General features: G+C 37.3%; 26 protein-coding genes. 12 read left to right on the forward strand and 14 right to left on the reverse strand.

The features are described 5' to 3' along the window. Positions 1 to 125: 125 nt before the first annotated feature. On the forward strand, positions 126 to 398 hold the full coding sequence (locus SGJ10_05800) for a hypothetical protein (protein MDZ4757637.1): 273 nt from the start codon (positions 126 to 128) through the stop codon (positions 396 to 398). A 141-nt stretch (positions 399 to 539) separates the two neighbouring features. Continuing rightward, complete coding sequence (locus SGJ10_05805; GenBank protein MDZ4757638.1) at positions 540 to 1,064, forward strand: hypothetical protein; 525 nt, start codon at positions 540 to 542, stop codon at positions 1,062 to 1,064. A 67-nt stretch (positions 1,065 to 1,131) separates the two neighbouring features. Here the strand turns inward: SGJ10_05805 and paaC are convergent, their stop codons facing one another. From paaC to SGJ10_05835, 6 genes are all read right to left on the reverse strand, one after another. Then, positions 1,132 to 1,899 carry a 1,2-phenylacetyl-CoA epoxidase subunit PaaC gene (paaC, locus tag SGJ10_05810; GenBank protein ID MDZ4757639.1) on the reverse strand — a complete coding sequence of 256 codons (768 nt, stop codon included), beginning with the start codon at positions 1,897 to 1,899 and terminating at the stop codon, positions 1,132 to 1,134. A 12-nt stretch (positions 1,900 to 1,911) separates the two neighbouring features. Further along, positions 1,912 to 2,274, reverse strand: a complete 363-nt coding sequence (paaB, locus tag SGJ10_05815) for a 1,2-phenylacetyl-CoA epoxidase subunit PaaB (GenBank protein MDZ4757640.1) — start codon at positions 2,272 to 2,274, stop codon at positions 1,912 to 1,914. Between the two features lie 8 nt (positions 2,275 to 2,282). After that, positions 2,283 to 2,759, reverse strand: a complete 477-nt coding sequence (locus tag SGJ10_05820; GenBank protein ID MDZ4757641.1) for a cytochrome P460 family protein — start codon at positions 2,757 to 2,759, stop codon at positions 2,283 to 2,285. A 29-nt stretch (positions 2,760 to 2,788) separates the two neighbouring features. Continuing rightward, positions 2,789 to 4,180 (reverse strand): T9SS type A sorting domain-containing protein, encoded by a 1,392-nt coding sequence (locus tag SGJ10_05825; protein ID MDZ4757642.1) that lies wholly within the window; start codon positions 4,178 to 4,180, stop codon positions 2,789 to 2,791. A gap of 38 nt (positions 4,181 to 4,218) precedes the next feature. After that, complete coding sequence (gene paaA / locus SGJ10_05830; GenBank protein MDZ4757643.1) at positions 4,219 to 5,208, reverse strand: 1,2-phenylacetyl-CoA epoxidase subunit PaaA; 990 nt, start codon at positions 5,206 to 5,208, stop codon at positions 4,219 to 4,221. Positions 5,209 to 5,469: 261 nt separating this feature from the next. Continuing rightward, positions 5,470 to 6,057, reverse strand: a complete 588-nt coding sequence (locus SGJ10_05835; GenBank protein MDZ4757644.1) for a TetR/AcrR family transcriptional regulator — start codon at positions 6,055 to 6,057, stop codon at positions 5,470 to 5,472. Positions 6,058 to 6,174: 117 nt separating this feature from the next. Between SGJ10_05835 and SGJ10_05840 the strand changes: the two genes are divergently transcribed. From SGJ10_05840 to SGJ10_05865, 6 genes are all read left to right on the forward strand, one after another. Then, entirely contained in the window at positions 6,175 to 7,203 is a 1,029-nt protein-coding gene (locus SGJ10_05840) for a Wzz/FepE/Etk N-terminal domain-containing protein (protein ID MDZ4757645.1), read from the forward strand. Positions 7,204 to 7,300: 97 nt separating this feature from the next. Beyond that, positions 7,301 to 8,626: an O-antigen ligase family protein gene (locus tag SGJ10_05845; GenBank protein ID MDZ4757646.1), complete on the forward strand. Its 1,326-nt coding sequence runs from the start codon at positions 7,301 to 7,303 to the stop codon at positions 8,624 to 8,626. 40 nt (positions 8,627 to 8,666) lie between these two features. Next, the gene (locus tag SGJ10_05850; protein MDZ4757647.1) at positions 8,667 to 9,185 is read left to right on the forward strand and encodes a thioredoxin family protein; all 519 of its coding nucleotides are present in this window, start codon (positions 8,667 to 8,669) and stop codon (positions 9,183 to 9,185) included. 27 nt (positions 9,186 to 9,212) lie between these two features. After that, entirely contained in the window at positions 9,213 to 10,280 is a 1,068-nt protein-coding gene (locus SGJ10_05855) for an alpha/beta hydrolase-fold protein (GenBank protein ID MDZ4757648.1), read from the forward strand. Further along, positions 10,280 to 11,446, forward strand: coding sequence for a 5-(carboxyamino)imidazole ribonucleotide synthase (purK, locus tag SGJ10_05860; GenBank protein ID MDZ4757649.1), 1,167 nt, complete (start codon positions 10,280 to 10,282; stop codon positions 11,444 to 11,446). Before SGJ10_05855 ends, purK begins: the two co-directional genes overlap by 1 nt. 5 nt (positions 11,447 to 11,451) lie before the next feature. Further along, entirely contained in the window at positions 11,452 to 12,999 is a 1,548-nt protein-coding gene (locus SGJ10_05865; protein MDZ4757650.1) for a sialidase family protein, read from the forward strand. A gap of 155 nt (positions 13,000 to 13,154) precedes the next feature. Here the strand turns inward: SGJ10_05865 and msrB are convergent, their stop codons facing one another. The 3 genes from msrB to SGJ10_05880 form a co-directional block, all read right to left on the reverse strand. Continuing rightward, positions 13,155 to 13,568 carry a peptide-methionine (R)-S-oxide reductase MsrB gene (msrB, locus tag SGJ10_05870; GenBank protein ID MDZ4757651.1) on the reverse strand — a complete coding sequence of 138 codons (414 nt, stop codon included), beginning with the start codon at positions 13,566 to 13,568 and terminating at the stop codon, positions 13,155 to 13,157. A gap of 323 nt (positions 13,569 to 13,891) precedes the next feature. Continuing rightward, positions 13,892 to 14,248 carry a helix-turn-helix domain-containing protein gene (locus SGJ10_05875; protein ID MDZ4757652.1) on the reverse strand — a complete coding sequence of 119 codons (357 nt, stop codon included), beginning with the start codon at positions 14,246 to 14,248 and terminating at the stop codon, positions 13,892 to 13,894. Between the two features lie 2 nt (positions 14,249 to 14,250). Next, complete coding sequence (locus tag SGJ10_05880) at positions 14,251 to 14,961, reverse strand: DUF2071 domain-containing protein (GenBank protein ID MDZ4757653.1); 711 nt, start codon at positions 14,959 to 14,961, stop codon at positions 14,251 to 14,253. A 115-nt stretch (positions 14,962 to 15,076) separates the two neighbouring features. On the opposite strand from SGJ10_05880, the gene SGJ10_05885 reads away from it, so the two are divergent. Beyond that, on the forward strand, positions 15,077 to 15,859 hold the full coding sequence (locus tag SGJ10_05885; GenBank protein MDZ4757654.1) for an enoyl-CoA hydratase-related protein: 783 nt from the start codon (positions 15,077 to 15,079) through the stop codon (positions 15,857 to 15,859). A gap of 135 nt (positions 15,860 to 15,994) precedes the next feature. Here the strand turns inward: SGJ10_05885 and SGJ10_05890 are convergent, their stop codons facing one another. The 3 genes from SGJ10_05890 to SGJ10_05900 all read right to left on the reverse strand — a co-directional run bounded on the left by SGJ10_05890 (position 15,995) and on the right by SGJ10_05900 (position 17,807). Beyond that, positions 15,995 to 16,522, reverse strand: coding sequence for a hypothetical protein (locus tag SGJ10_05890; GenBank protein MDZ4757655.1), 528 nt, complete (start codon positions 16,520 to 16,522; stop codon positions 15,995 to 15,997). Positions 16,523 to 16,526: 4 nt separating this feature from the next. Continuing rightward, the gene (locus SGJ10_05895) at positions 16,527 to 17,252 is read right to left on the reverse strand and encodes a pyridoxine 5'-phosphate synthase (protein MDZ4757656.1); all 726 of its coding nucleotides are present in this window, start codon (positions 17,250 to 17,252) and stop codon (positions 16,527 to 16,529) included. A gap of 276 nt (positions 17,253 to 17,528) precedes the next feature. Then, complete coding sequence (locus SGJ10_05900) at positions 17,529 to 17,807, reverse strand: hypothetical protein (GenBank protein MDZ4757657.1); 279 nt, start codon at positions 17,805 to 17,807, stop codon at positions 17,529 to 17,531. A 176-nt stretch (positions 17,808 to 17,983) separates the two neighbouring features. Here SGJ10_05900 and SGJ10_05905 point away from each other — a divergent pair, with 176 nt between their 5' ends. From SGJ10_05905 to SGJ10_05915, 3 genes are all read left to right on the forward strand, one after another. After that, the gene (locus SGJ10_05905; protein ID MDZ4757658.1) at positions 17,984 to 19,198 is read left to right on the forward strand and encodes an IscS subfamily cysteine desulfurase; all 1,215 of its coding nucleotides are present in this window, start codon (positions 17,984 to 17,986) and stop codon (positions 19,196 to 19,198) included. 537 nt (positions 19,199 to 19,735) lie between these two features. Then, positions 19,736 to 20,140 carry a Fe-S cluster assembly scaffold IscU gene (iscU, locus tag SGJ10_05910; protein ID MDZ4757659.1) on the forward strand — a complete coding sequence of 135 codons (405 nt, stop codon included), beginning with the start codon at positions 19,736 to 19,738 and terminating at the stop codon, positions 20,138 to 20,140. Between the two features lie 114 nt (positions 20,141 to 20,254). Further along, on the forward strand, positions 20,255 to 20,581 hold the full coding sequence (locus SGJ10_05915; GenBank protein MDZ4757660.1) for an iron-sulfur cluster assembly accessory protein: 327 nt from the start codon (positions 20,255 to 20,257) through the stop codon (positions 20,579 to 20,581). 86 nt (positions 20,582 to 20,667) lie between these two features. Here SGJ10_05915 and SGJ10_05920 read toward each other — a convergent pair whose 3' ends face one another. After that, positions 20,668 to 20,808: a hypothetical protein gene (locus SGJ10_05920; GenBank protein MDZ4757661.1), complete on the reverse strand. Its 141-nt coding sequence runs from the start codon at positions 20,806 to 20,808 to the stop codon at positions 20,668 to 20,670. 411 nt (positions 20,809 to 21,219) lie between these two features. Then, positions 21,220 to 22,094: TonB-dependent receptor (locus SGJ10_05925; protein MDZ4757662.1), on the reverse strand; the 875-nt coding region annotated here is incomplete at its 5' end.

Here is a 22,094-nt window from a genome sequence, read left to right on the forward strand (position 1 = left end):
TTTAAAAATATTTTCTAATAAAAAAATCCTTACTTTTATTATCGTCTTTCTTTCTAGTACTGCTCGTTTATGGGCAGGTAGCACAAGGTATAAACTATTAAGGTGTTGCCCGAAACCAATTGGGTGTGACACTTAGTAATAAATCCATTGGCGTGAGGATGAGTATGCAGGATAGTGCTCTCCATAAAGTATTATATACAGAAGTGTATACTGTTGCTACCAATACGATGGGATTGTTCACCCATATAGTAGGTCGTGGTACAACTGTATATGGTAAGTTTGATACAGTAGATTGCGTTCGGTTTGGCGTTGTCGCCAACCGAAAAAACCCTCGCACCACCCTTTTGTGGTTGGCGACAACGCCAGCCCACAAGGAGTACCGCGAGCTTTTGTCTTGAGTATATATATGCCTTAATGATTAATGGGCATTGCCGTATGGCCCCATCCGCCGCCGTGGACCGAATCCATAATCCCGACCCAAAACTTTCTCCCCACTGAATTGTTTCATAAAACAAAACCCTAAATAAAAACTATATAACATGCAAAAAGAATTTTTATTAAACAGTATTACAAAAGAAATGAAACTTATTCGCAGAATTTCTACTTTGGTCCCTCAGGATCAAGTTGATTTTAGACCCAAAGAAGGGATGCGAAGCACCATGGAATTATTACATTATTTATGTCGTATCGGAACGGGAATGATATCATATTGGGAACGAACAGATGGTGCAGATCCGAGAACTCATTTCGCAGAACTGAATGTAAATGTTAAAGAAATTATCTTAGCTCAAGTACCTGTCGAAATGGATAAACAAATTGCGTTGATAGAAAAATTATTCAGCAATTTTTCAGAAGCGGAATTATATACAAAAGAAGTCACTTACCCTTGGGGCGAAAAAGCATTATTGGGTCAAGCCCTAATTGAAACAAGTATAAAATATTTAACGTCGTACAAACTACAATTATTTGTCAACCTTAAAATGTCAACCGATTTAAAATTAGGAACTCCTGATTTGTGGAGGAAGACGGAGATAGGGGAAATAGGAATAAGGGATAAGGAATAAGGCCATACGGCAAATGGTTGCTGGCGTCGGCCTCTTACTCCTTATTCCTTACCCCTTGGTATTTACATCACCATTCCGCCGAAGGATCTATTTTAAACACCTCGGTCATTTCATCTAAAAGTGGTTGTAAATATTCTGTATGTTTTCCATAGCGTCCGCCCAGTGAGGGATTCCATCCGCCACTGGCAGATTGTGCAGGGAGTTTTAAATTTGATTGTATAATAATAGGTGTAATTTTTTCTAACCATCTATTATATAATATATTTTCTCCTTCAAATATTTTTTCGTCTTGCAATAATTGTTCGTGTGGTCCGGTTTCAAAAATGCCAAGAGCCATATTGAAGGCATTATCCAAAGCAACTTGCATGCGGTTATGCGATTCTTCTGTAGCATTTCCCAATTGTTTCAACCATACATCGGCATGCATAATATGATACTTTATTTCACCACGATATTTGCGTGCAAGTTTTGATATAGGTTCAAATGAAGAATTAATTAACATATCAAAACGTAACCACTCCGCATGGTCAAAAAGAAAATGACGTATCAAACTAAAATCATAACCGCCAATGGGCATCTCCACCAAATGAGAACAATGAAATTGTGCGGAGTTACGCATAAATGCAAGGGTGTCGGCATCTTGTTCGCCCAAGGTATTTAATATATTATATATAGCTTGGCTTTGGCCCAATTTATCCTGAGCCATGCTGCTGAAAGCGATATCCTCTTCTAGTATCGGCCCTAGTCCAGTCCACTCGCTGTTGCGGTGACCTAGTATCAGTTGGTCGTCGGCTATTTTATATAATAGTTCTTTAATAGCAATTTGCTTGTCCATATATTATATATATTATTTTTGTTCTTTTTTGTACTTATTTATTTTGTCCATCACTTTATACCCGCCAGCTTCTCTATATATTTTTTCGGGAGTAGTGTCAAATATATCAGCATCTTCGTAACCAGTGCTATGTATATTGCACGACTGCACCACCCATATATTAGCGGTATGCCCTCTACGGCCAAAGGTTTCCTTAGCCATCACCAAGGCCATTTCGGCATTGGGTGCATGTATAATACCCACATGTTCGTGCTGCTCTCCGCGTTTGCGTTGGTGAAAAACTTCCCAGGTTTCCCATTGGTCAAGTTCTTTTTTTTCGGTAATATCTTCGGGAAAATTTATACGGTTTACCCTTGGGTCAATGGACTTGTTCATACTATATATCAATGTAAATCAAATAATCTTACTAAATCTCTATGTTTGCCAGAAGTATGGCAACTTATACAATCGGTGCCTTTACTGCCTGCACCAATCTTTACCGAGCCACTGGGTTTATATTCGGCCCAAACCCAACCATTGCCCGCATTTGAAGCTTTAGGCATTTTATACATTACGGCATATAAACTTAAGGAACCTAATTGTGAGCCGCTCGTTTCTTTTATAATTAAAGAAGAGTCGGGGAAACTTGCACCTGCGGGTAATTTTCCATCACTACCCAATACAGAATTTGCCTTAGCATTAAAATGAACACGCATAAATTTATCATGCGGGCTCGAAGGGTCGGATGCTATATAGTTGGTATTATTCTTATAATAAAACAATCCAGAATTGGTTACCAAATCAAACAATGCTTCATCAGTAACACCATTTGCATCCACACTGGGATTGTGTTTGCAAGTGGTGGTTGCAAAAATAAACATCAAACCCAAAGACAATATACTTATACATTTTACCACTTAACTATTTGAAGTTTAGTTATTTGGGCAGTATTATTATTGGTGGTTTTTACGATATATATTCCAGCAGGTATATCAACTACATTGCATTGTACTTTTGTATAACCACTTCCAATTTTATTGTTATATAGTTCTTTGATTTGCTTGCCAGAAATGTCTAATAATTGTATAATCATATTGCCAGAATTCATGCTATTTACATCAATGATGATGATATCATTTGCAGGATTAGGAAATACTTGCATTTGTATATTATTGTCTACTGTATTAATAGCATTCACGTCGTTTAGTTCTAGCTTGTCAATGTATAATACAGAGCCATCTTGTGGGTCTCCATCCTCGGCACCAGCAAACAAAATAATACTTGCACTATCAGGTATACCTGCAAAACCAATATCATATTTAATTATAGAATTGAATGCAGAATAAGTTGATACATTTGCAGTAGAACGGAATTCGCCTTGGCCAACATTTGCACCACCTTTGTACACAGCAATTACAAATTTGCAAGTGTCGCCATTCTTTGGAGCATATTTATAATACCCAGTTAGGTTCAAATATTTTTTGTTAATGGGAAATGTGGGGTAATCGTCTGTGGAAGAATTCAAATCAGTTTTGCCAGAGAATGCTACCCCAGGGAGGGTGCCACTTCCTGTATAGCTTCTATTTGTCAATTTCAAAGCAAAACTTCCATCTTTTGCATCAGAGGTTTTTTCGGTAGTCATAACCGGCATTCCGATAAATTGAGAAAAAATACTGCTCGTGCTCCAATCAGTAGGTTCATCCATATTTGTGGTGTTTAAGGTTTCAAAACCAGGATTGATTATAGTGCCTTCTTTTGTTCCATTTTTAGTTAGAGATACATCATCTATTATAACCCAACTATTTGAACTATCTATTGATCCCAATGACATTATAATAGCTATTGTGTCCAATTTGGCAATAGGGAGAAAGAATGTAATTGGGATTTTTATTAGCGTAAAATTAGTGGAATCGCTTACTGAAAAATTAGCAAAAGCGAATGCAATTTGTGATCCTGACTTTCCGCCCGAAACAATAACTTGACAACTATCATCAGTTGCAAAATATCCTTTGGCATAAAACGATAAAGTATCAGGGCGACCTACATACGGCCAGCCACCGCCTGCAGCACCAGCAGTATAACCAATAGTGGCCTGTTGCCCGCTGTAGGCTATATGTTCCATGAACATAGCTGAATTGCCTTGGTTTGCTTTTGTGGTGAGCGATGCGGGTCCAAAGGCAATCCAATGGTCGATTGCGGAGAAAGAATATTTTCCCCAATTTTCAAACGAAGCATTGGGAATTTGAGCCCATGCACTGGTTGTGATAGTAAGAGCAACAATGTATAATAGTATTTTTTTCATTTGTATATTTATTTATTTTGTTATATATATATTCTTAGTTAAGCTAAAGGAACTACATAAGCAGATTCTTTCGTATTCAAAGCTCTGCGAACCCATGCACCTTCGGTTTCTGCCCATTTGCGTACCCCCAATCTTTCTTTATTGCATGGGCCGTCGCCATTAATTACGCGTTTAAATTCATCCCAATCGGGTTCAGTGTATTCCCATTTTCCAGTAGTTTCATTCTTTTTAAATGCAGGGTCGGGGAGTACCAAACCAAGATCCCAAATTTTTGGAACATACATATTAAAAAACTGGTTACGCATATCATCGTTGCTCGCCATTTTCACTTTCCACTTCATCAGTATTGCACCATGCACACTTTCCTTATCCGATGGACCAAAGAAATGCATAATAGGAGGCCACCAGCGGGTCAATGCTTCTTGCACCATTTGCCTTTGCGTCTTAGTGCCAGTTGCCAAATGTACCACTACATCGTGACCATATTTAAGGTGAAAAGATTCTTCGGAACATATACGTTCTAATGCTCGGCAATAGGGACCATAACTTCCTTTGCTATTGGCTACTTGGTTCACGATAGCACCCGCATCAATTAGCCAAGCTATTACTGCGGTATCGGCCCAAGTAACGGCGGGGTAATTAAATACATTGCTATATTTCGATTTGCCCGTGAGCAAATCATCAATCATGGCTTCACGGCTTTTACCAAGGGTTTCGGCGGCAGAGTATAATAGTTGTGCATGGCCCATTTCGTCTTGCACTTTCGCCATCAACGATAGTTTGCGACGAAAACCAGGGGCACGTGTTATCCAAGTTCCTTCCGGCAAAGCACCGATTACTTCGCTGTGGGCATGTTGCTCTATCATACGTATAAGTTGTTTTCGATACTCTTTGGGCATCCAATCCATAGGTTCTATTTTGTCGCCACCTGCAATGCGGGCTTCAAATTCTTCTAACTTTTGCAAGTCCTCACCTTCAAGAAATGAAGGAATTTTTTCGTTGGGGTCGATGTATGCGTTACCGTACATATTATTTTATTATTTATTTTTTTAGTGGTCAGCCCGCCGCGGCGGGCAGTGGTCAGTAATCAGTGATTCGCCGCCGCGGACGTCGTCAGCAAACTGCCTTCTGCTTACTAACCACTACTTACTGTCTACTATCTACTACTTACTGTCTACTGTCTACTACTTACTGCCTACTACTTACTGTCTACTGTCTACTTTCTACTTTCTACTGACTACTACTTACTGTTTACTACTTACTGTTTACTGTTTACTGTCTACTGTCTACTATATTGGTTTCTTTAATCCGGTTAAAACAAAGTCTGCTAATTTTTGTGCTATTTCTGAGGGTTTCATTTTTCCTTTGGGGTTATACCATTCCGAAATCCAATTAACGGCCGATAGTATGGTGAGCACTGCAAAACGCTTATCGCCCTCCGCAAAAATTTGTTCTGTTTCGCCGGTATTAATAATTTCTGTGAATCCTTGTTCGTATTTGTTACGGAGTATAATAAATTCATTCTTTTTTATTTCTTGCAAATGTCGCCATTCATGGGTGAAAACTTTAGAGGCATTGGAATCGGCACAAATAATTTCAACATGATTTTTAATCGCCAATCTCAACTTTTCTTCAGCATTAAAATATATATCGTTCACTTCATCTATGGCGGTTATGAGTTTATTGCCCATGCTGAAACAGATATCTTGCAACAGGTCGTCTTTCGATTGGATATAAGTATAGAGCGAACTTGCTTCCAAGCCCATATCGGCAGCCAACTCTCGCATGGATGAACCCGTAAAACCTTTGTTGGCAAAGCGTTTACAGGCCATTTCTATTATCTGTTGACGACGTCGGTCTACCATTGTACCTAACAAGTGTTAGGCAAAAGTAAACCATACTAATGGCATTTCAATTTTTTTTTGAAAAGCCAGCAATAATATTCTTGGCTTTGATTGAGCAAGCCCTATTTTGTACTAATTTTGCCCCATATTATGACAACTGAAAATAATTCAAATCAAGTGGAATATCATTTCAATGTGATTGAAATGATACAGATATTGTGGAAATGGCGAAAAAAAATTATCATCGTTATACTTATCGCAGCAGGTATTTCGGCCATTGCCACCGGGCCATGGTTTATTACACCATTGTTCAAATCGAACATGATATTTTACCCAACGGTCAACAATTCTTTCTCAGCCAGTTTCTTAAAGGATAATGTGGGCGACAAAAGCGACCCACTAGTGTTTGGCACAGAGGTGCAAGTGGAGGAGATGTTGCAAATTTTGAATTCAGATTTGACACGTGGTGCCGTGATGCAGCATTTCGATTTATTGAATCATTATCATTTAGAGCCAGACGATGACCATAGATATGTAAAACTAGGTCGTATATATGATCGTAAAGTCAGTTTCAAACGTACCGAATTTACCTCGATTGAATGCACGGTGCTTGATGAAGATCCACTGTTCGCTGCCAAAATGATTGATGGTATTTCCGATATCATGGACTCTATTAAAACACAAATACAAAGGCAAGTTGCTAGGCAGGCACTAACTATTGTAGAAGAAGCATATCATGCCAAACGCAGCGAAATAAAGTATTATAATGATTCACTAAACCGCCTAGGCGATTTGGGCGTGTTCAATGTGGCTGAGCAAGCCAAGGTGCTCACAGACATACAATTGAAAGGTGGGGCAAATACCGATGTGCAAAAACAACTCTTGGCCAAATACGGTCGTTCGTTTGAAACCCTTGCCAGAACTGTATTCTTGGAGCTAGAGAAGGAATCGGATCTGAGAAAATTTTATGACCAAGCTCGTATTGATGCTAGTGCCAATGTGCAGCATAAATTCATTGTGAGCAAATCGGGACCATCGCAATTTAAAGCATATCCCATTAGGTCGCTGTTCTTATTGCTTACTTGCTTGGCCACACTCATATTTACTTGCTTAACAATTTTGGTTTACGAGAAAATATATTTGCCCAATAAAAAGCCTTCCATTGCAACTACTGCTTAATCATCAACGTTGGTTTTGGTTGTTGACCTTATTATTTATAACGGTCAATGTTTTATTGGTTGCCAATAATATTTATTATGGTCTTTTTTTTCCGCTGGTGGCAGCAATAGTTCTGGTTGGTATTTATCGTTTTGATTTGTTGATTATGCTAACGGCCATGCTCACCCCGCTATCATTCAGGTTTAACAATATAGGTTTTGGAATAGGCTTGGACATGCCCTCCGATTTATTGCTTTTACTGATGGGCGGTATCGTCATATTCAAATTTTTTGCAGATGGGCAGGCCGATATGAAAATTATCAAACACCCAATCACGTTAGCAATATTTATCAATTTGTTCTGGATTGCTTTTACCAGTATCACCAGCAGCATGCCCTTGGTTTCCATCAAATATTTTTTATCGAGATTCCTGTATGTAATAGTATTTTACTTCGCCCTAGCACATGTTTTTAAAAACCTGGACAAAATAAAATTGTATTTTTGGCTTTATATAATTCCTTTTGCAGGCATCATTATATATACCTTAATCCAACATTCAGAATACAGTTTCGACCAGCGTGCAAGCTACGGCATGAGCCAGCCTTTCTATATTAACCACGGCATTTATTCTATTCCAATTGCTTTCTTTGTCCCGTTTCTCATTGCAGTGCTGGGCAATGGGCATAAGTTGAATTACAGCTTGCCTTTTCGCAGTATTTGTTTAGCATTAATAGGTTTGTTTATAGTAGGACTTATATATAGTTATACCCGTGCTGCATGGATAAGTTTGATAGCGGCCTTAGGTTTAGCAGTTATATTATATTTCCGTTTTAAGTGGTACATATATGCCTTGGGAATTCTTGTAGTACTTATGGTAGGTTATTCTATGCGTGAGCGGTTGCAATTGATGCTTCACAAAAACAAACAAGTATCAGCAGATAATTTGGAGCAGCATATAAAATCAATATATAATATCTCTAACGACGACTCAAACCTAGAACGCATTAACCGCTGGCGTAGTGCATTGCGTATGACAGCCGAGCGGCCGTGGTTTGGCTTTGGGGCGGGTACCTACAAATTCCAGTACGCTCCATACCAGCGAGCCAAGGAACTAACTAAAATAAGTACCAATTTTGGAACCGTGGGCAACGCACACAGCGAGTATTTCCAACCCTTGGCCGAAATAGGGGTGATTGGGCTACTCAGCTTTTTGTACCTGCTTTATTTGGTGGGAAAAACAGCCGTTAAGCTGCATTACAAATCGCTCGACCCCAAGGTTAGGGTTTTAAATATGGCGGCCTTGCTAGGGTTGACCACTTATTTTGTGCATGGCTTGCTCAATAACTATAGCGATCAGGACAAAGCGGCTGTTCTAATATGGGGTTTTATAGCCATTATAGCTGCTTTAGATATTTATCACGATAAAAAAACAAAATTGGTATAATCATTGTATTTTTGTACAAAATTTCAAATCAATACATACCATGAAAAAGATTTTATTCATTCTCCCATTATTAGCAATGGCAATCAGCTTTTGCTCCATGAGCCCCGACAAAAAAGTAGAAACCGCTAATACTCCAGTTACTTCCACCACCGACAATAGCGGTGTGGGCAGGAAAATAACTTGGGTCGATTTTAATGAAGGTTATGCAAAAGCCAAAAGTGAAAAAAAGATAGCCCTTATCGATTGCTATACCGATTGGTGCTACTGGTGCAAACGCCTTGACAAAGATACCTACACAGATTCGTCAATAATAGGGTTGGTTAATAGCAAATACGTGGCGATTAAGTTTAACCCCGAAAAAACGGACGTTAAATACACCATAGATGGTAAAACCTATAATGGCATGGAATTGCTCAGCATTCTTTCTAATGGGCAGAGTTCAGGCTACCCTACCACATTTTTTATCAATACAAAAGGCAACAAAATGTTGGCTCCATTCGAAGGATATGCTGGCCCTGCCGATTTCTTGAAAACATTGCAAGAAAGAGCAGGTCAATAATTAATCGTTGATATTTTTTTAACATACTTGGCAAAGGTTTTATATATATATTGTTTATTGCTCTTCTATATTAATTTAGAGGCCAAACCCAAACCTATACAATATTCTGAGATTGGCCAAACAGTTAAGATTGTAAATGACAGTGTCTTTTCGCCGCAGTTAAATGCCTATAAAAAGATATGGATATACTTGCCAACCGGTTATCATACTTCTAAAAAGAATTATTCGGTAACCTATATGCCCGATGGAGAAAAAGCTTCATTGGTGGATCCTTCTTCACCAGCAAAGCAAAGAGCCGATATATACAGTACCTTGGGTAATTTTGAGAAAAACAATTTGCAAAGTGGATTACTCGTGGCCATAGTAAACGGCAAAGCCGCAGGCCGCGAATTGTTTTCTCCTTTTGGTGCAAATAGCATTGGTGATGCTTATGTAGACTTTATTGCAAATACTTTAAAACCCTATATAGATTCTGCTTACCGCACCATGCCGTATGCCAATAAAACAGCAGTAATGGGGGGGCACTGGGGTTCATATATAAGTATGTATGCTTGGCTTAAGTATCCAGATGTGTTTGGCAAACTAGGTGTATTAAATCCAGATTTTTGGGTAATGGACTCTATGAATAATTTTATACTTTCTAATCCACCAAGACCCACACAAAAAGTATATGTTTATCTCGGTACTGGCGAAAACAAACTCATTATTGATGATATGGCAAAGATATTTAAATTGCTCAAGCTTTCGGGCTTACCCGAAGTCCAAATGGTTGATATCGTGACCACCGACAACGACGGTAGGTGGGAGTTTGGTGTAGCCTATCAATGGCTGTTTTTTAACAATGCTTCTCTCGAACTTGATCAAATGAAAGGACGGCCAGTGCTTGAATTTAAAAAACGTATCGCACACTTTACCCCAATCGATTTATCGAAAAACTATATGTATCATATTATAGATTCTCACGGCAAACAATTTATGTCGGACGAAAAGCTATATAAAAATTCCATCAATATGGTGAATTTACCCAATGGAACTTATTTTGTGAATTTACATAATAACAGCCATTCTTATTTATACAAGATCGTATTGGAGTAATGGCCGAAGTATTATATAACAATCAACCTGCTATAGGTATCGTAGGTGGCGGTCAGTTAGGTTGTATGTTTGTACAAGAAGCAGCAAGGTATGATATTATAATAAATACTTTAGATGCCGATAATGCCCCTGCAAAAACTTGTGCCAGAAATCATATTGTAGGTTCGCTGCAAAGTGCAGATGATATCAATCTTTTAGCTCAAATTTCGGATGTGCTCACTTTTGAAATAGAGAATATCAATGTCGAGGCATTGATAGCATTGGAAAAGTCTGGAAAAAAAATTATTCCTAGCCCTAGAGTTTTGCAACTGATACAAGATAAAGCCAAGCAGAAATTCTTCTACCTCGAACATAGAATACCTACTGCCCCATTTGTGGTGGTTGATGATATACATCAAATAGCTTCGGCCATTGAAGAATTAAAAGTAGCAGACAAATTTGTGATTAAAACCGCTACAGGTGGTTATGATGGCAAAGGGGTTTTTGTATTATCGAAAAATTCAGATTATATCAATCAAATTTCGATGCTCTCTGGCAAATTGGTCGTAGAAATATTTATTGACGATGCCATTGAAGTAGCGGTGATTGCTGCCTGCGACCAACAAGGAAATATTAAATGTTTCCCTGCCGTGGAAATGGTTTTCGACCCTAAGCTCAATTTGGTTGACACACTTATTTGTCCTGCACGTATTGAAAAAAGTATATTAGAAAGAGCAGAGGAAATTGCAATATCTTTGATTAATCAATTTGAAAGTCCGGGCCTATTTGCAGTAGAAATGTTTGTAACGCCAGCAGGCGATATATATATAAATGAAACCGCTCCACGTCCGCACAACTCGGGTCACCATACCATAGAAGGATGTTTTACCAGTCAGTATGAACAATTGTTGCGAGTGTTAATGGGTTGGCCACTGGGAAGTTCTGATATTATTAAACCCTCCTCCATGATTAATATTATAGGCCCTGCTGATATTGTAGGGAATTATTATCTGCAAAACATGGATGCCTTATTACTTGAAGAAGGTGTATATATACATTTATATGGAAAGCATGAAACCCGCCCTGGTCGTAAGCTTGGGCATATTACTATTTTGGCAGAAACTATAGAAGATCTTATTGTAAAAACAGAAAAGGTTAAACTATTATATACGGTAGCAGCAGCTTAAAATCTATGAAAAAAGGAATTGTATTCTATATAATGGTACTTGGTTTTGCAAGTGCCCATGCCCAATACAAAGTAGTGAAAGTAAATTCACTAAGTAATTCACCCAATGAAGTAAGTATTGCTATCGACCCTCTCAATCCTGCACGTTTGGTGGCTGGGGCCAATTTGCAAGCCGTGTATTATAGCACCGATAGTGGCAAAACATGGAGTGAAAAAGACTTGAGAAGTAGTATGGGTGTGTACGGGGATCCTGTATTGCATGCCGATAATAATGGAAATTTCTATTTTGGGCATTTGGCAAAAAACAAGAAATTAATGAAGGGTGCTTATGATGGATTGGATCGTATTATTATACAAAAATCTATTGATGGGGGCAAAACTTTTAGTGATGGGGACTATGCAGGAATGGATACAACGAAAACGCAAGACAAGCATTGGTTCAGTACCGATAAGCAAAATCATCTCTATGTAACTTGGACAGAATTTGACAAATATGAGAGCAAAGATCCCGATGACCATTCCCGAATTAGGTTTAGTAAATCAAGAGGGGAGGGCGTTGATTTTACACCTGCTATTACGATATCGGATACGGTGGGCGATTGCGTGGATGGTGATAATACTTTAGAGGGAGCTACTACAGCTATAGGCCCCGATGGCACTGTGTATGCAGTATGGGCAGGTTATGAAAATATATATATGGATAGGTCGGAGGATGGAGGAATCACTTGGGGAAAAGATATCATCATAGCACATCAAAAAGGTGGTTGGGATTTGCCCGTAAAAGGTCTGTACCGCAGCAATGCGATGCCTTTTTTACACTGCGATAAAAATGGAAAACTGTATTTGATATATGGCGATAAACGCAATGGCGATATAGATATTTGGTTTAAGAGCAGTGCGGATGGTGGTAAAATTTGGACTGATGATAAACGCCTCAACCACGACGCGGTAAAGAACGGAGCAGACCAGTTCACACCAAATATGTGTGTAGATCCCGTTACCCAAAATGTATATATTATATATTATGATGGGCAGCATAGTAAAACCAATATGTTCACCGATGTTTATATGGCTTTCTCAACAGATGGTGGTGCAACATTCAATAATTTGAGGCTTACTGCCAATTCATTTCCGATACCCGACAAAGCAATTTTTTTCGGAGATTATATAGATATTGATGCGGTGAATAATATTGTTCGCCCCATCTGGACCGACTATAATAACAATACTACACAGGTGAAATGTGGTTTAATAAATGCAAATGATATTGTAAACTATAATATCGCACCTCCCAAGTTAGACGTTGCTATTAAGACTTCTGTTTCGGGCAAAAATATATATGTGCATACAAACTCAGCTTATGCCCAAAAATATAAAGTTTATATTCAATATAATAAAGTGGGTGAACCTAAGAAAGTAGGAAAATTAAATTTGAAAAAAGGAGATAACGAGTTTCATTTTAAGGCCGCAAAGCTTTCCTATGGCTCGTATGATTTGATTTTAAAAACCGAGGTAGGAACTATTACTATTCCTTTTACGCATCCGTTTTTTTAAAGGTCTTTATCGTCATTCTGATCCCGACACATCGGGATTCAATGCGAAGAATCTGTTCATAGCGTCTCCGATTCTGACAGATTCTTCGTCTCGTCATTGGAAATACACAATAATTGTTATATATTATCGAATGTCGATTCCGATAGCTATCGGACTCAGAATGACGGTAGTTTCACAAAACCCAAACTCACACTATTAATACAATAACGCAAACCTGTGGGTTTTGGGCCATCATCAAATACATGTCCTAAATGCCCACCACAATAAGCACAAACGACTTCAATACGCTTCATTCCAAAACTAGTATCTGTAATTTCTTTTATATGTTTTTTATCAATGGTTTCATAAAAGCTGGGCCAGCCACAACCTGCATCAAACTTAGCATCGCTGGTAAAAAGTTCATGTCCGCAGCCTTTGCATATATATGTTCCCGCGGCCCAATGGGTTTCATAAATGCCCACATAAGCTTTCTCAGTTCCTTTCTCACGCAGCACACGGTATTCTTCGGCACTTAGCTGCTGTTGCCATTGATCATTGCTTTTCTCAATTTCAAATTTTTCCTTTTCCATATAATATATAACAAGAGTTTTGGTTGTTTGGTTTTTATACCGACACTCAATATATAATAGTCCAAAAGAAAGGACTAATCCCGAATGCTTTCGGGATGTAGTTCGGCATTACCATTCTACAAACCAATCCGCCACAGGTGGAGAACTATTTTAGTTTAAGAATTGGTATTATATATGCGTTAGGAAGGATTAATGCTCTTGTTCCGATAGCTATCGGGAGTGTGTTTTCACCAACCACAATCGTAATTATTTCTCGACAAAATAAACGGTTTCGGTTTATATATACGAAAGGAAGGATTTTTCAGATTTGCTATTATACAATATCAGTAAGCTTGAATCAAAACCTCTGTAGGTATTTTCATTGTCTCGTGCAATTGCCTAATCATCTCAAGCGATAATTTTCTTTTCTTGTTTAGAATTTCACTTGCCCTGCTTTTTAAGCCAACAACCTTTGCAAGATCTGATTGGTTATAACCCATTTGCTCCATTCTAAACTTAATCGCTTCAATTGGATCAGGGAAGCCGATGGGGAAATGCTCGTTCTCGTACTGGTCGATTAATATACCTAATACTTCAAGTTCATCACCTTTGGCTGAACCTTTCTTTGCATCAAATATAATCTCAAGCCTTTCTATAGCTTGGTTATAATCTTTCTTTGTTTTTATGGGTTTGATGGTCATGGTTATATTTTCGTTCCTTCTTTCACAATTATCTCTGAACCTTCCGCTAAAAACACAGATACAGGTTTCTCATGGTTCAGGAATTCAAAATCTTGTCCGTATACTTTACCAAATTCTACATTAATATCATAACTTTCTATTTTATATACATTCCATTTGGCATGTTCTACGCCGTATTCAGAAGTTTTTAGATTATCTATTTGTGTATAGCCCCAATAATGTTCAGTAATAAATTCTTCTTCGCTACCCGCCTCAATTTTGAGCTCCGTTGTTCCTGCAATCACCTTAAAAGAATTCCAATTCCCTTTCTTCCATTTGTACTCAATACTTTGTTGCCCATTGTTAATCGCCCATTCATGGCTCATTGGCATCGTTTCATAATTTTCACTATATACAACATTTGCTACAAAAGATAAAGCAGGTTTGGGTACAATCTCTTTGATAAAAACTACGCCACGTTTCCATTCTGAATTATCTTTATAGCGAACATAAAAACGTAAATTCACTTCTTCAAAATTTGTATGAAAAGGGATTTTAAATCCTTTTATTTTTGTATTTAAAAACATAAAACCAACCAAGCTCACATAACAAGTATCTCTCCAAATATCTAGTTCTGTTTTATAGGGTAAATATTTCCCCAATACTTTTCTATCAACAGCATAATTTACCATAGCTAGTTTTCGCCATTCTGCCTGGAGGAAAGGTTTTTTCATTATATTGCTTTCAAAAGTAGTCTATTTCCCCAAATCTTCAAAATCAAAAATATTTTCACTTCCCCCTAACATACTATTATATAATTCCATAATTTCGCTGCAAAATATATATTATATGAATGCTTTTGAATTTATAATTGTAGAGCCTGCATACCAACAACATATTGCTTTGGTAAGGCTCAACCGTCCTGATGTACTAAATGCCCTTAACCTACAATTGATGGGCGAGTTGCGTGATGCACTGAAAGAATTGGACGAAATGGATGAAGTGCGGGTGATTGTACTTACAGGTAATGAAAAAGCCTTTGCCGCTGGTGCTGATATTAAGCAAATGGCAGACAAGTCGACCATTGACATGTTGAAGATAGATCAGTTTAGTACTTGGGATGGAATTAAACGCACGAAGAAACCTATTATAGCTGCTGTGAGCGGTTTTGCCTTAGGCGGTGGTTGCGAATTGGCCATGACCTGCGATATGATAGTAGCCAGCGAAACTGCTAAGTTTGGTCAGCCTGAAATTAAGATTGGTGTAATGCCTGGAGCAGGCGGAACACAGCGACTCAGCAGAGCTGTAGGAAAAGCATTGGCGATGGAAATGATATTGACAGGAAGTTTTATCAATGCCGAGAAAGCGTTGGCAGCAGGATTGATAAATCGTATTGCTCCTGTGGAATTATATTTAGATGAAGCGATGAAACTTGCTGCTGATATTGCGGCTCAAAGTCCGCTTGCTACACAAATGGCGAAGGAAGCAATTCTTAAATCGTATGAAATGGGGTTGCAAGAAGGTTTGCATTTCGAACGCAAAAACTATTATATATTATTTGCGGGGCACGATCAAAAAGAGGGAATGAATGCGTTTATTGAAAAACGTAAGCCTGAGTTTAAGGGTAACTAGTTTTTGTGCAGTAGTAGAGCGTAATTGTGAGTATCACACTTCGTGAACGAAGAGTCTGTTGAATTCGGAGACGGAAGATTAGTGCCCACTCAGAATGACGTGGTGGGAAACTCAGAATGACTTTATATGTATTTATTACTCTACTTTATCAGGTACAAAACCACTATCTGAAAAGAAGCGGCGTATTTTTTTATTGTTTTGTATATAATAAATTTCGTAGTAAGAATTGTTAAAAGGCGTAACAACTTTTGCGGCAGATATAATAGTTGCAGTTTTATATTGTGCTTTCCATACCTCACTCAAATCTTGCGGCAAACCACTCACTTTATTAAGAACTACAGGTAGCGATTCGCCTGTTAGTTGCCAAGTTCCGCTCTTATAATATCTTGAAAAGATGGTCGATTTATTGGCCTGTGTTATTTTAACTTCATATACCGTATCATTTGTTTTTTGCCAGATACAACTGATATAGTTTTTGTTTTTAAAACCACCACCAGCTTTTTGAGGATACATGGTTTCAAAATTGATGCGTATGCTTTTGGGAATATCTTTATATACTAATCCTGTTGAAGCGGCAACAACTACAGGTTTTTTTTGAGAATATATATAATTACTTGCGGTAAAGAGTGTGAGAAATAATATACAGTTTTTTAAATTAGTCATAATATTATATAGTAGTTTTTAATTTTCTTTTATACATTTGAATGGTGTTTTCGAATCCGTAATAAATGCTATCGCAAATTAAAGCATGGCCAATAGAAACCTCCAATAAATTTGGAATTTGTTGCTTGAAAAATTCGAGATTATTTAGGTCGAGGTCGTGGCCTGCATTAATACCCAGACCCATGTTGTTTGCCACATTGGCGGCATTTATATAATCCTTTACAGCTTCATTTCTATTTTTATTATAATGATGTGCATAAGGACCTGTATATAATTCTACACGGTCAGTTCCCGTAGCTTTTGCTGCTTCAACCATGCGTTCATTGGCATTGCAAAAAATGGAAACACGGATATTATTTTCCCTGAATTGAGAAATTATATCTTTTAAAAATGAAGCATGGGTAATCGTGTCCCATCCTTGGTCTGAAGTAAGTGCATGGTCAGCATCGGGAACCAAGGTAACTTGATTAGGTTTTACTTGTAATACCAGTTTTATAAACTCTTCAAGGGGATTTCCTTCAATATTAAATTCAGTGGTCACTACTTTTTTTAGTTCAAAAACATCATCATAACTAATATGTCTTTGGTCGGGGCGGGGATGCACCGTAATACCATCGGCACCAAAACGTTCAGCATCCTGTGCGGCTTTAACCACATCAGGATTATTGCCGCCACGAGAATTACGTAGGGTTGCAAATTTGTTGATGTTTACACTGAGCTTGGTGTGCATGGCTGCAAAGGTATTTTAAAAATACGAGCAAAAATATATAATGTTTGATTTGAAGAAATCAAGTCTGAATTTTTTAGACCTTTACCAAACATCATTCAAAAAGATTTTTCATCAAACTCGCGGAATGATGAACAGTCAAAATATATACAGTTTCAATTTCTAAAAAATATATAATTCTGTAATTTCCCTCTATCAATTTCCCTATATTTTTATTATTATATTCGGTAACAAATTTTCCAGATTTGGGATGTGTTTTTAATTTTTCAACTCTTTTATTTATTCTTTGAACTCATTGTTCTGTCTAGCGTGTACTATCATGTGTAATGTAGTCTGCAATTTCATCAATATCTGCAAGTGACCGCTCGGTCCAAACCATTTGAGCCGTTTGCTCATGCGTTTCTTTGCTGCTTCATACGATACTGTTTTCTGCTCTTTAACTTGCTGCAAACCTTCTTCAATTTTTTGTATCAATACAAGTCTATTAATTGGTTCATCAACAGAAAATTTTTCGGGCAGATTTTTAATGGTATCAAGCAATTGATTTTTCCCAATCACACTTCAAAAATAAATTATTATTTTCAAATTAGCTCTAAGATTTTTATTTGAATGAAGTATTAAATTTGTGAATATTAATGAATTCAATACTAGCAACTTAGATTATTTTTTCATTTTATTGAACAAATAGTTATTTTTATTTGTTCTAAATAAGCGAAATTTGCATTACAATAATCATGTTAAAACTACCTATATACTTAGACAATAACGCCACCACCCCCTGTGACCCAAGGGTTGTAGAGGCGATGATACCTTATTTCACCAATAACTTTGGCAATGCCGCAAGCCGCAACCATGCATTTGGCTGGCAGGCTGAAGAAGCTGTTGACTATGCCCGTGAACAAGTGGCTCGCCTCATTAACGCTGACCCTAAAGAAATTATTTTTACAAGCGGAGCAACGGAAGCTGATAACTTGGCTATTAAAGGTGTGTTCGAAATGTATCGTGAAAAAGGCAATCATATCATCACCGTAAAAACAGAACATAAAGCCGTACTTGATACGTGCAAACATATAGAAAAAATGGGTGCAGAAATTACGTTTTTGCATGTGCGTGAAGATGGTCTTATCAATTTGGAAGAATTGGAGGCATCTATCAAACCAACTACTATTTTGGTGTCGTTGATGTATGCCAATAACGAAATTGGGGTATTGCAACCCATCAAAGAAATATCTGCAATTTGCAAAAAACATGGCGTATTATTATTTACGGATGCTACGCAAGCAGTAGGCAAAATACCTGTAGATGTGCAAGCAGATGGAATTGATTTAATGTCGTTTACTGCTCATAAGATGTATGGCCCCAAAGGTGTCGGAGCATTATATGTTCGTCGTAAAAACCCACGTGTAAAAGTAACTTCGCAAATGGACGGCGGAGGCCACGAACGTGGTATGCGTTCAGGCACTTTAAATGTGCCAGGCATTGTAGGTTTTGGTAAAGCGTGCGAAATATGTATGACCGATATGGAAAGTGATAATATTCGTATTAAAGCTTTGCGTGATAAATTGGAAAATACATTATTGAAAATGGAAGAAACTTATTTGAACGGAAATAAAGAACATCGTTTGCCGCAAGTAGCTAATATATCATTTAAATATGTAGAAGGCGAAGGTTTGTTGATGGGTGTAAAAGATATCGCACTCTCTAGCGGATCAGCCTGTACTTCTGCATCTCTCGAACCATCTTATGTTTTAAAATCATTAGGTTTGGATGATGAGTTGGCCCACTCAAGTTTGCGTTTTGGCTTGGGAAGATTCACCACCGAAGAAGAAGTAGATTTTGCGATAGACCAAGTAACAACTGCCGTAAATAAACTTCGTGAAATGAGTCCACTTTGGGAAATGTTTAAAGAAGGAATTGATTTAAAGAGTATAGACTGGCAGGAACACTAACATTTAATGATTGGATGAATTAAGATTTAACGATGTAGGAAGATATGTATAAATGAAGAATCGGATAAATTAATTCAGAGAACTAAAGCACAAGCAATAAAAATAATAGAATCTTTAAAAAATATAAAATATGATACAAGTTCACAAGTAATGATTAAGCAATTAGTGAGATCGAGTACTTCAGTTGCAGCAAACTATCGATCTTGTCTAAGAGCTAAATCAAAACCAGACTTCATCTCAAAAATATCTACTGTAGTTGAAGAGAGTGATGAAACATTATTTTGGCTTGAAATGTTATATGAAACAAAGTACTTAGAAAAAGAAAAATATGAACTATTATATAACGAAAGTTAAGAAATACTTAAAATAATGTCCAAAGCAAGATCAACCGCCGCGAAAAATAAATAAACTCTTCGATAAGCCCGATAGCCTCGCTTAATCCCGATAATTATCGAGATGCGGGGGGACAGGGTGGCAATAAAATAAATCATTCAACTCAATCATTCAATCATAAATCACCAAATCATTAAATATATTATGGCTTATTCAGAAAAAGTAATCGATCATTATACCACTCCTAGAAATATAGGAACATTGGATAAAAACAAAAAGAACGTAGGTACTGGCCTTGTAGGTGCACCTGAATGCGGAGACGTAATGCGTCTGCAAATTGAGGTTGATGAGGCAACACATACCATTACCGATGCAAAGTTTAAAACCTTTGGCTGCGGTTCTGCTATTGCTAGTAGTAGTTTAGCCACTGAGTGGTTAAAAGGTAAAAGTATTGATGATGCATTAACCATAGATAATATGGACATCGTTGAAGAACTATCATTACCACCAGTAAAAATACACTGTTCAGTATTAGCAGAAGATGCTATTCGTACTGCAATCAATGATTACCGTGTTAAAAACGGATTGGAAGCGTTACCGCTTAAATAGTATATAGTATATAGTATATAGTAAAAGGTATAAAGTACATAGACCATGTGCTCGATAGCCCCGCAAGCTTGCGGGGGGATTATTCATGGTATTATATATAATAGTAAATATATTATGATAACAGTTTCTGATATAGCAAAAACCAAAATAGACCAACTCAAACAAGAGTCTCATTTAACAGAAGATTATATGATTCGTGTTTCTGTGGTGGGAGGTGGTTGCAGCGGCCTCACGTATAATCTTGATTTCGATAACGAGATGAAAGCTGGTGACCAATTATTTGAAGATAAAGGCGAGAAAATTTTATGCGATATGAAAAGTTTTCTCTACCTCTGCGGCACCGAATTAGATTTTTCTGACGGACTTAATGGTAAAGGTTTCAGTTTTATCAATCCCAATGCCAGCAGGAGTTGCGGTTGTGGTGAGAGTTTCGCGGTATAATAGTACGTCTTTCTGATCCGATCCATCGGGATTCAATGCCAAGAATCTGTTAAACCCAGAGACGAAAAATTTGTATATACTTTTGTCTATATACTTTGTACTTCCTCGTCTTCAGCAAAAGTTAGTATCATACCATTAAAATCTTGTATAGTAAATTCGGTGGCATCATAAAATGTTTTTTCGAGTCCCTTTAATACTTTGGCAAATTGTTTTATACCGAAACTCAATATATAATAGTCCAAAAGAAAGCTTTCGGGATGTAGTTCGGCATTACCATTCTACAAACCAAATCCGCCACAGGCGGAGAACTATTTTAGTTTAAGAATTGGTATTACTTCTTCAAAAAAGTCTCGAATTTTTGTTGTTCGGATATATAATAATAGAGGTCCACTGTTTTGTTCTCTGCTTAGTTCAGGCAGGTATTTGCCTAGGCTATCAAAAGTTTGAAACATGACAGTAACCTTTTCGCAAACCATCATTACCCACTCGTGGTCGGAAGTGTATGGAACGGCTATGGATAGCTGGAATCCGAGTTTTTGGTAGAATGAAATTGTAGTTGAAAGGTCGTTTACAAAAATATTGGGATCTAAACTTTGGATTCGGTAAATATAGCAAGCAATAATATAATTTTACAACAATTAAAACTCAACTACCATTCCTATTCCGGGTGTGCGGGTAGCATTGGTTCCATTAATTATGAGGGGTATAGCTTTTAAAGGATCTATACTAGAAGCTGGTACCGATAAGCCATCTGTAGTTATATAGTTTTTGGGATTTGCGGGGTCTCGTTTAAAAGTATAATTGGGCTGAGAAGGATTGTTTCTTCCTGTTGCATTTTGCAATTCCATAAATATATCTAAGGACCATTTCTTGAAGTTCCATTTTTTATCAACTCTAATATCAATTGCGAAGTAGGGCTTAAACCTCAAAGCATTGAAGTGTGCATAATCTAAGTAGCCTTCGCCATTATTTACGTAATAATAGCGTGATTTTAAAGTGTCGTAAGCAGTATAGGGAGAAGAACCTAAGAAGCGAAAACGTGTTCCTAATTCTAAGTTCTTCTTAAATTTATATCCTCCAGTAAAAGTTGCTAGATGTCTGTTATCCCATGCTGAAGGAATATATATATTTGCATTAGGCCCTGTAAATTCACTTTTATAAAAGGTATAACTTAATATACCATAAAAGTTTTTGGTAAGCTTACGTTGTAGGCAGAATTCAATTCCGTAAGAGCGGCCTTTACCAATGGTTTGCGTAAGTTCATTGCCAATAAAGCCAAAGTTACCCCCTAGGTTTGCATAGGATATTCCTCTGCTAATAGAAACAGGATAATTATTATATATTTTATAAAATCCTTCTAAAGTAATTCTAAGCGGACCTTTTATATACTCAATCCCCGTTGTTATATGATTACTGATGATATAATCGACATTTTTATTTGCGTAATTATTATTACTATCAATATATCCCAATATGGTGTAAGATGGAATTTTTGCATAACGACCAACTGAAG

This window comes from Bacteroidota bacterium (assembly GCA_034439655.1).
Classification (GTDB): domain Bacteria; phylum Bacteroidota; class Bacteroidia; order UKL13-3; family UKL13-3; genus CANJUD01.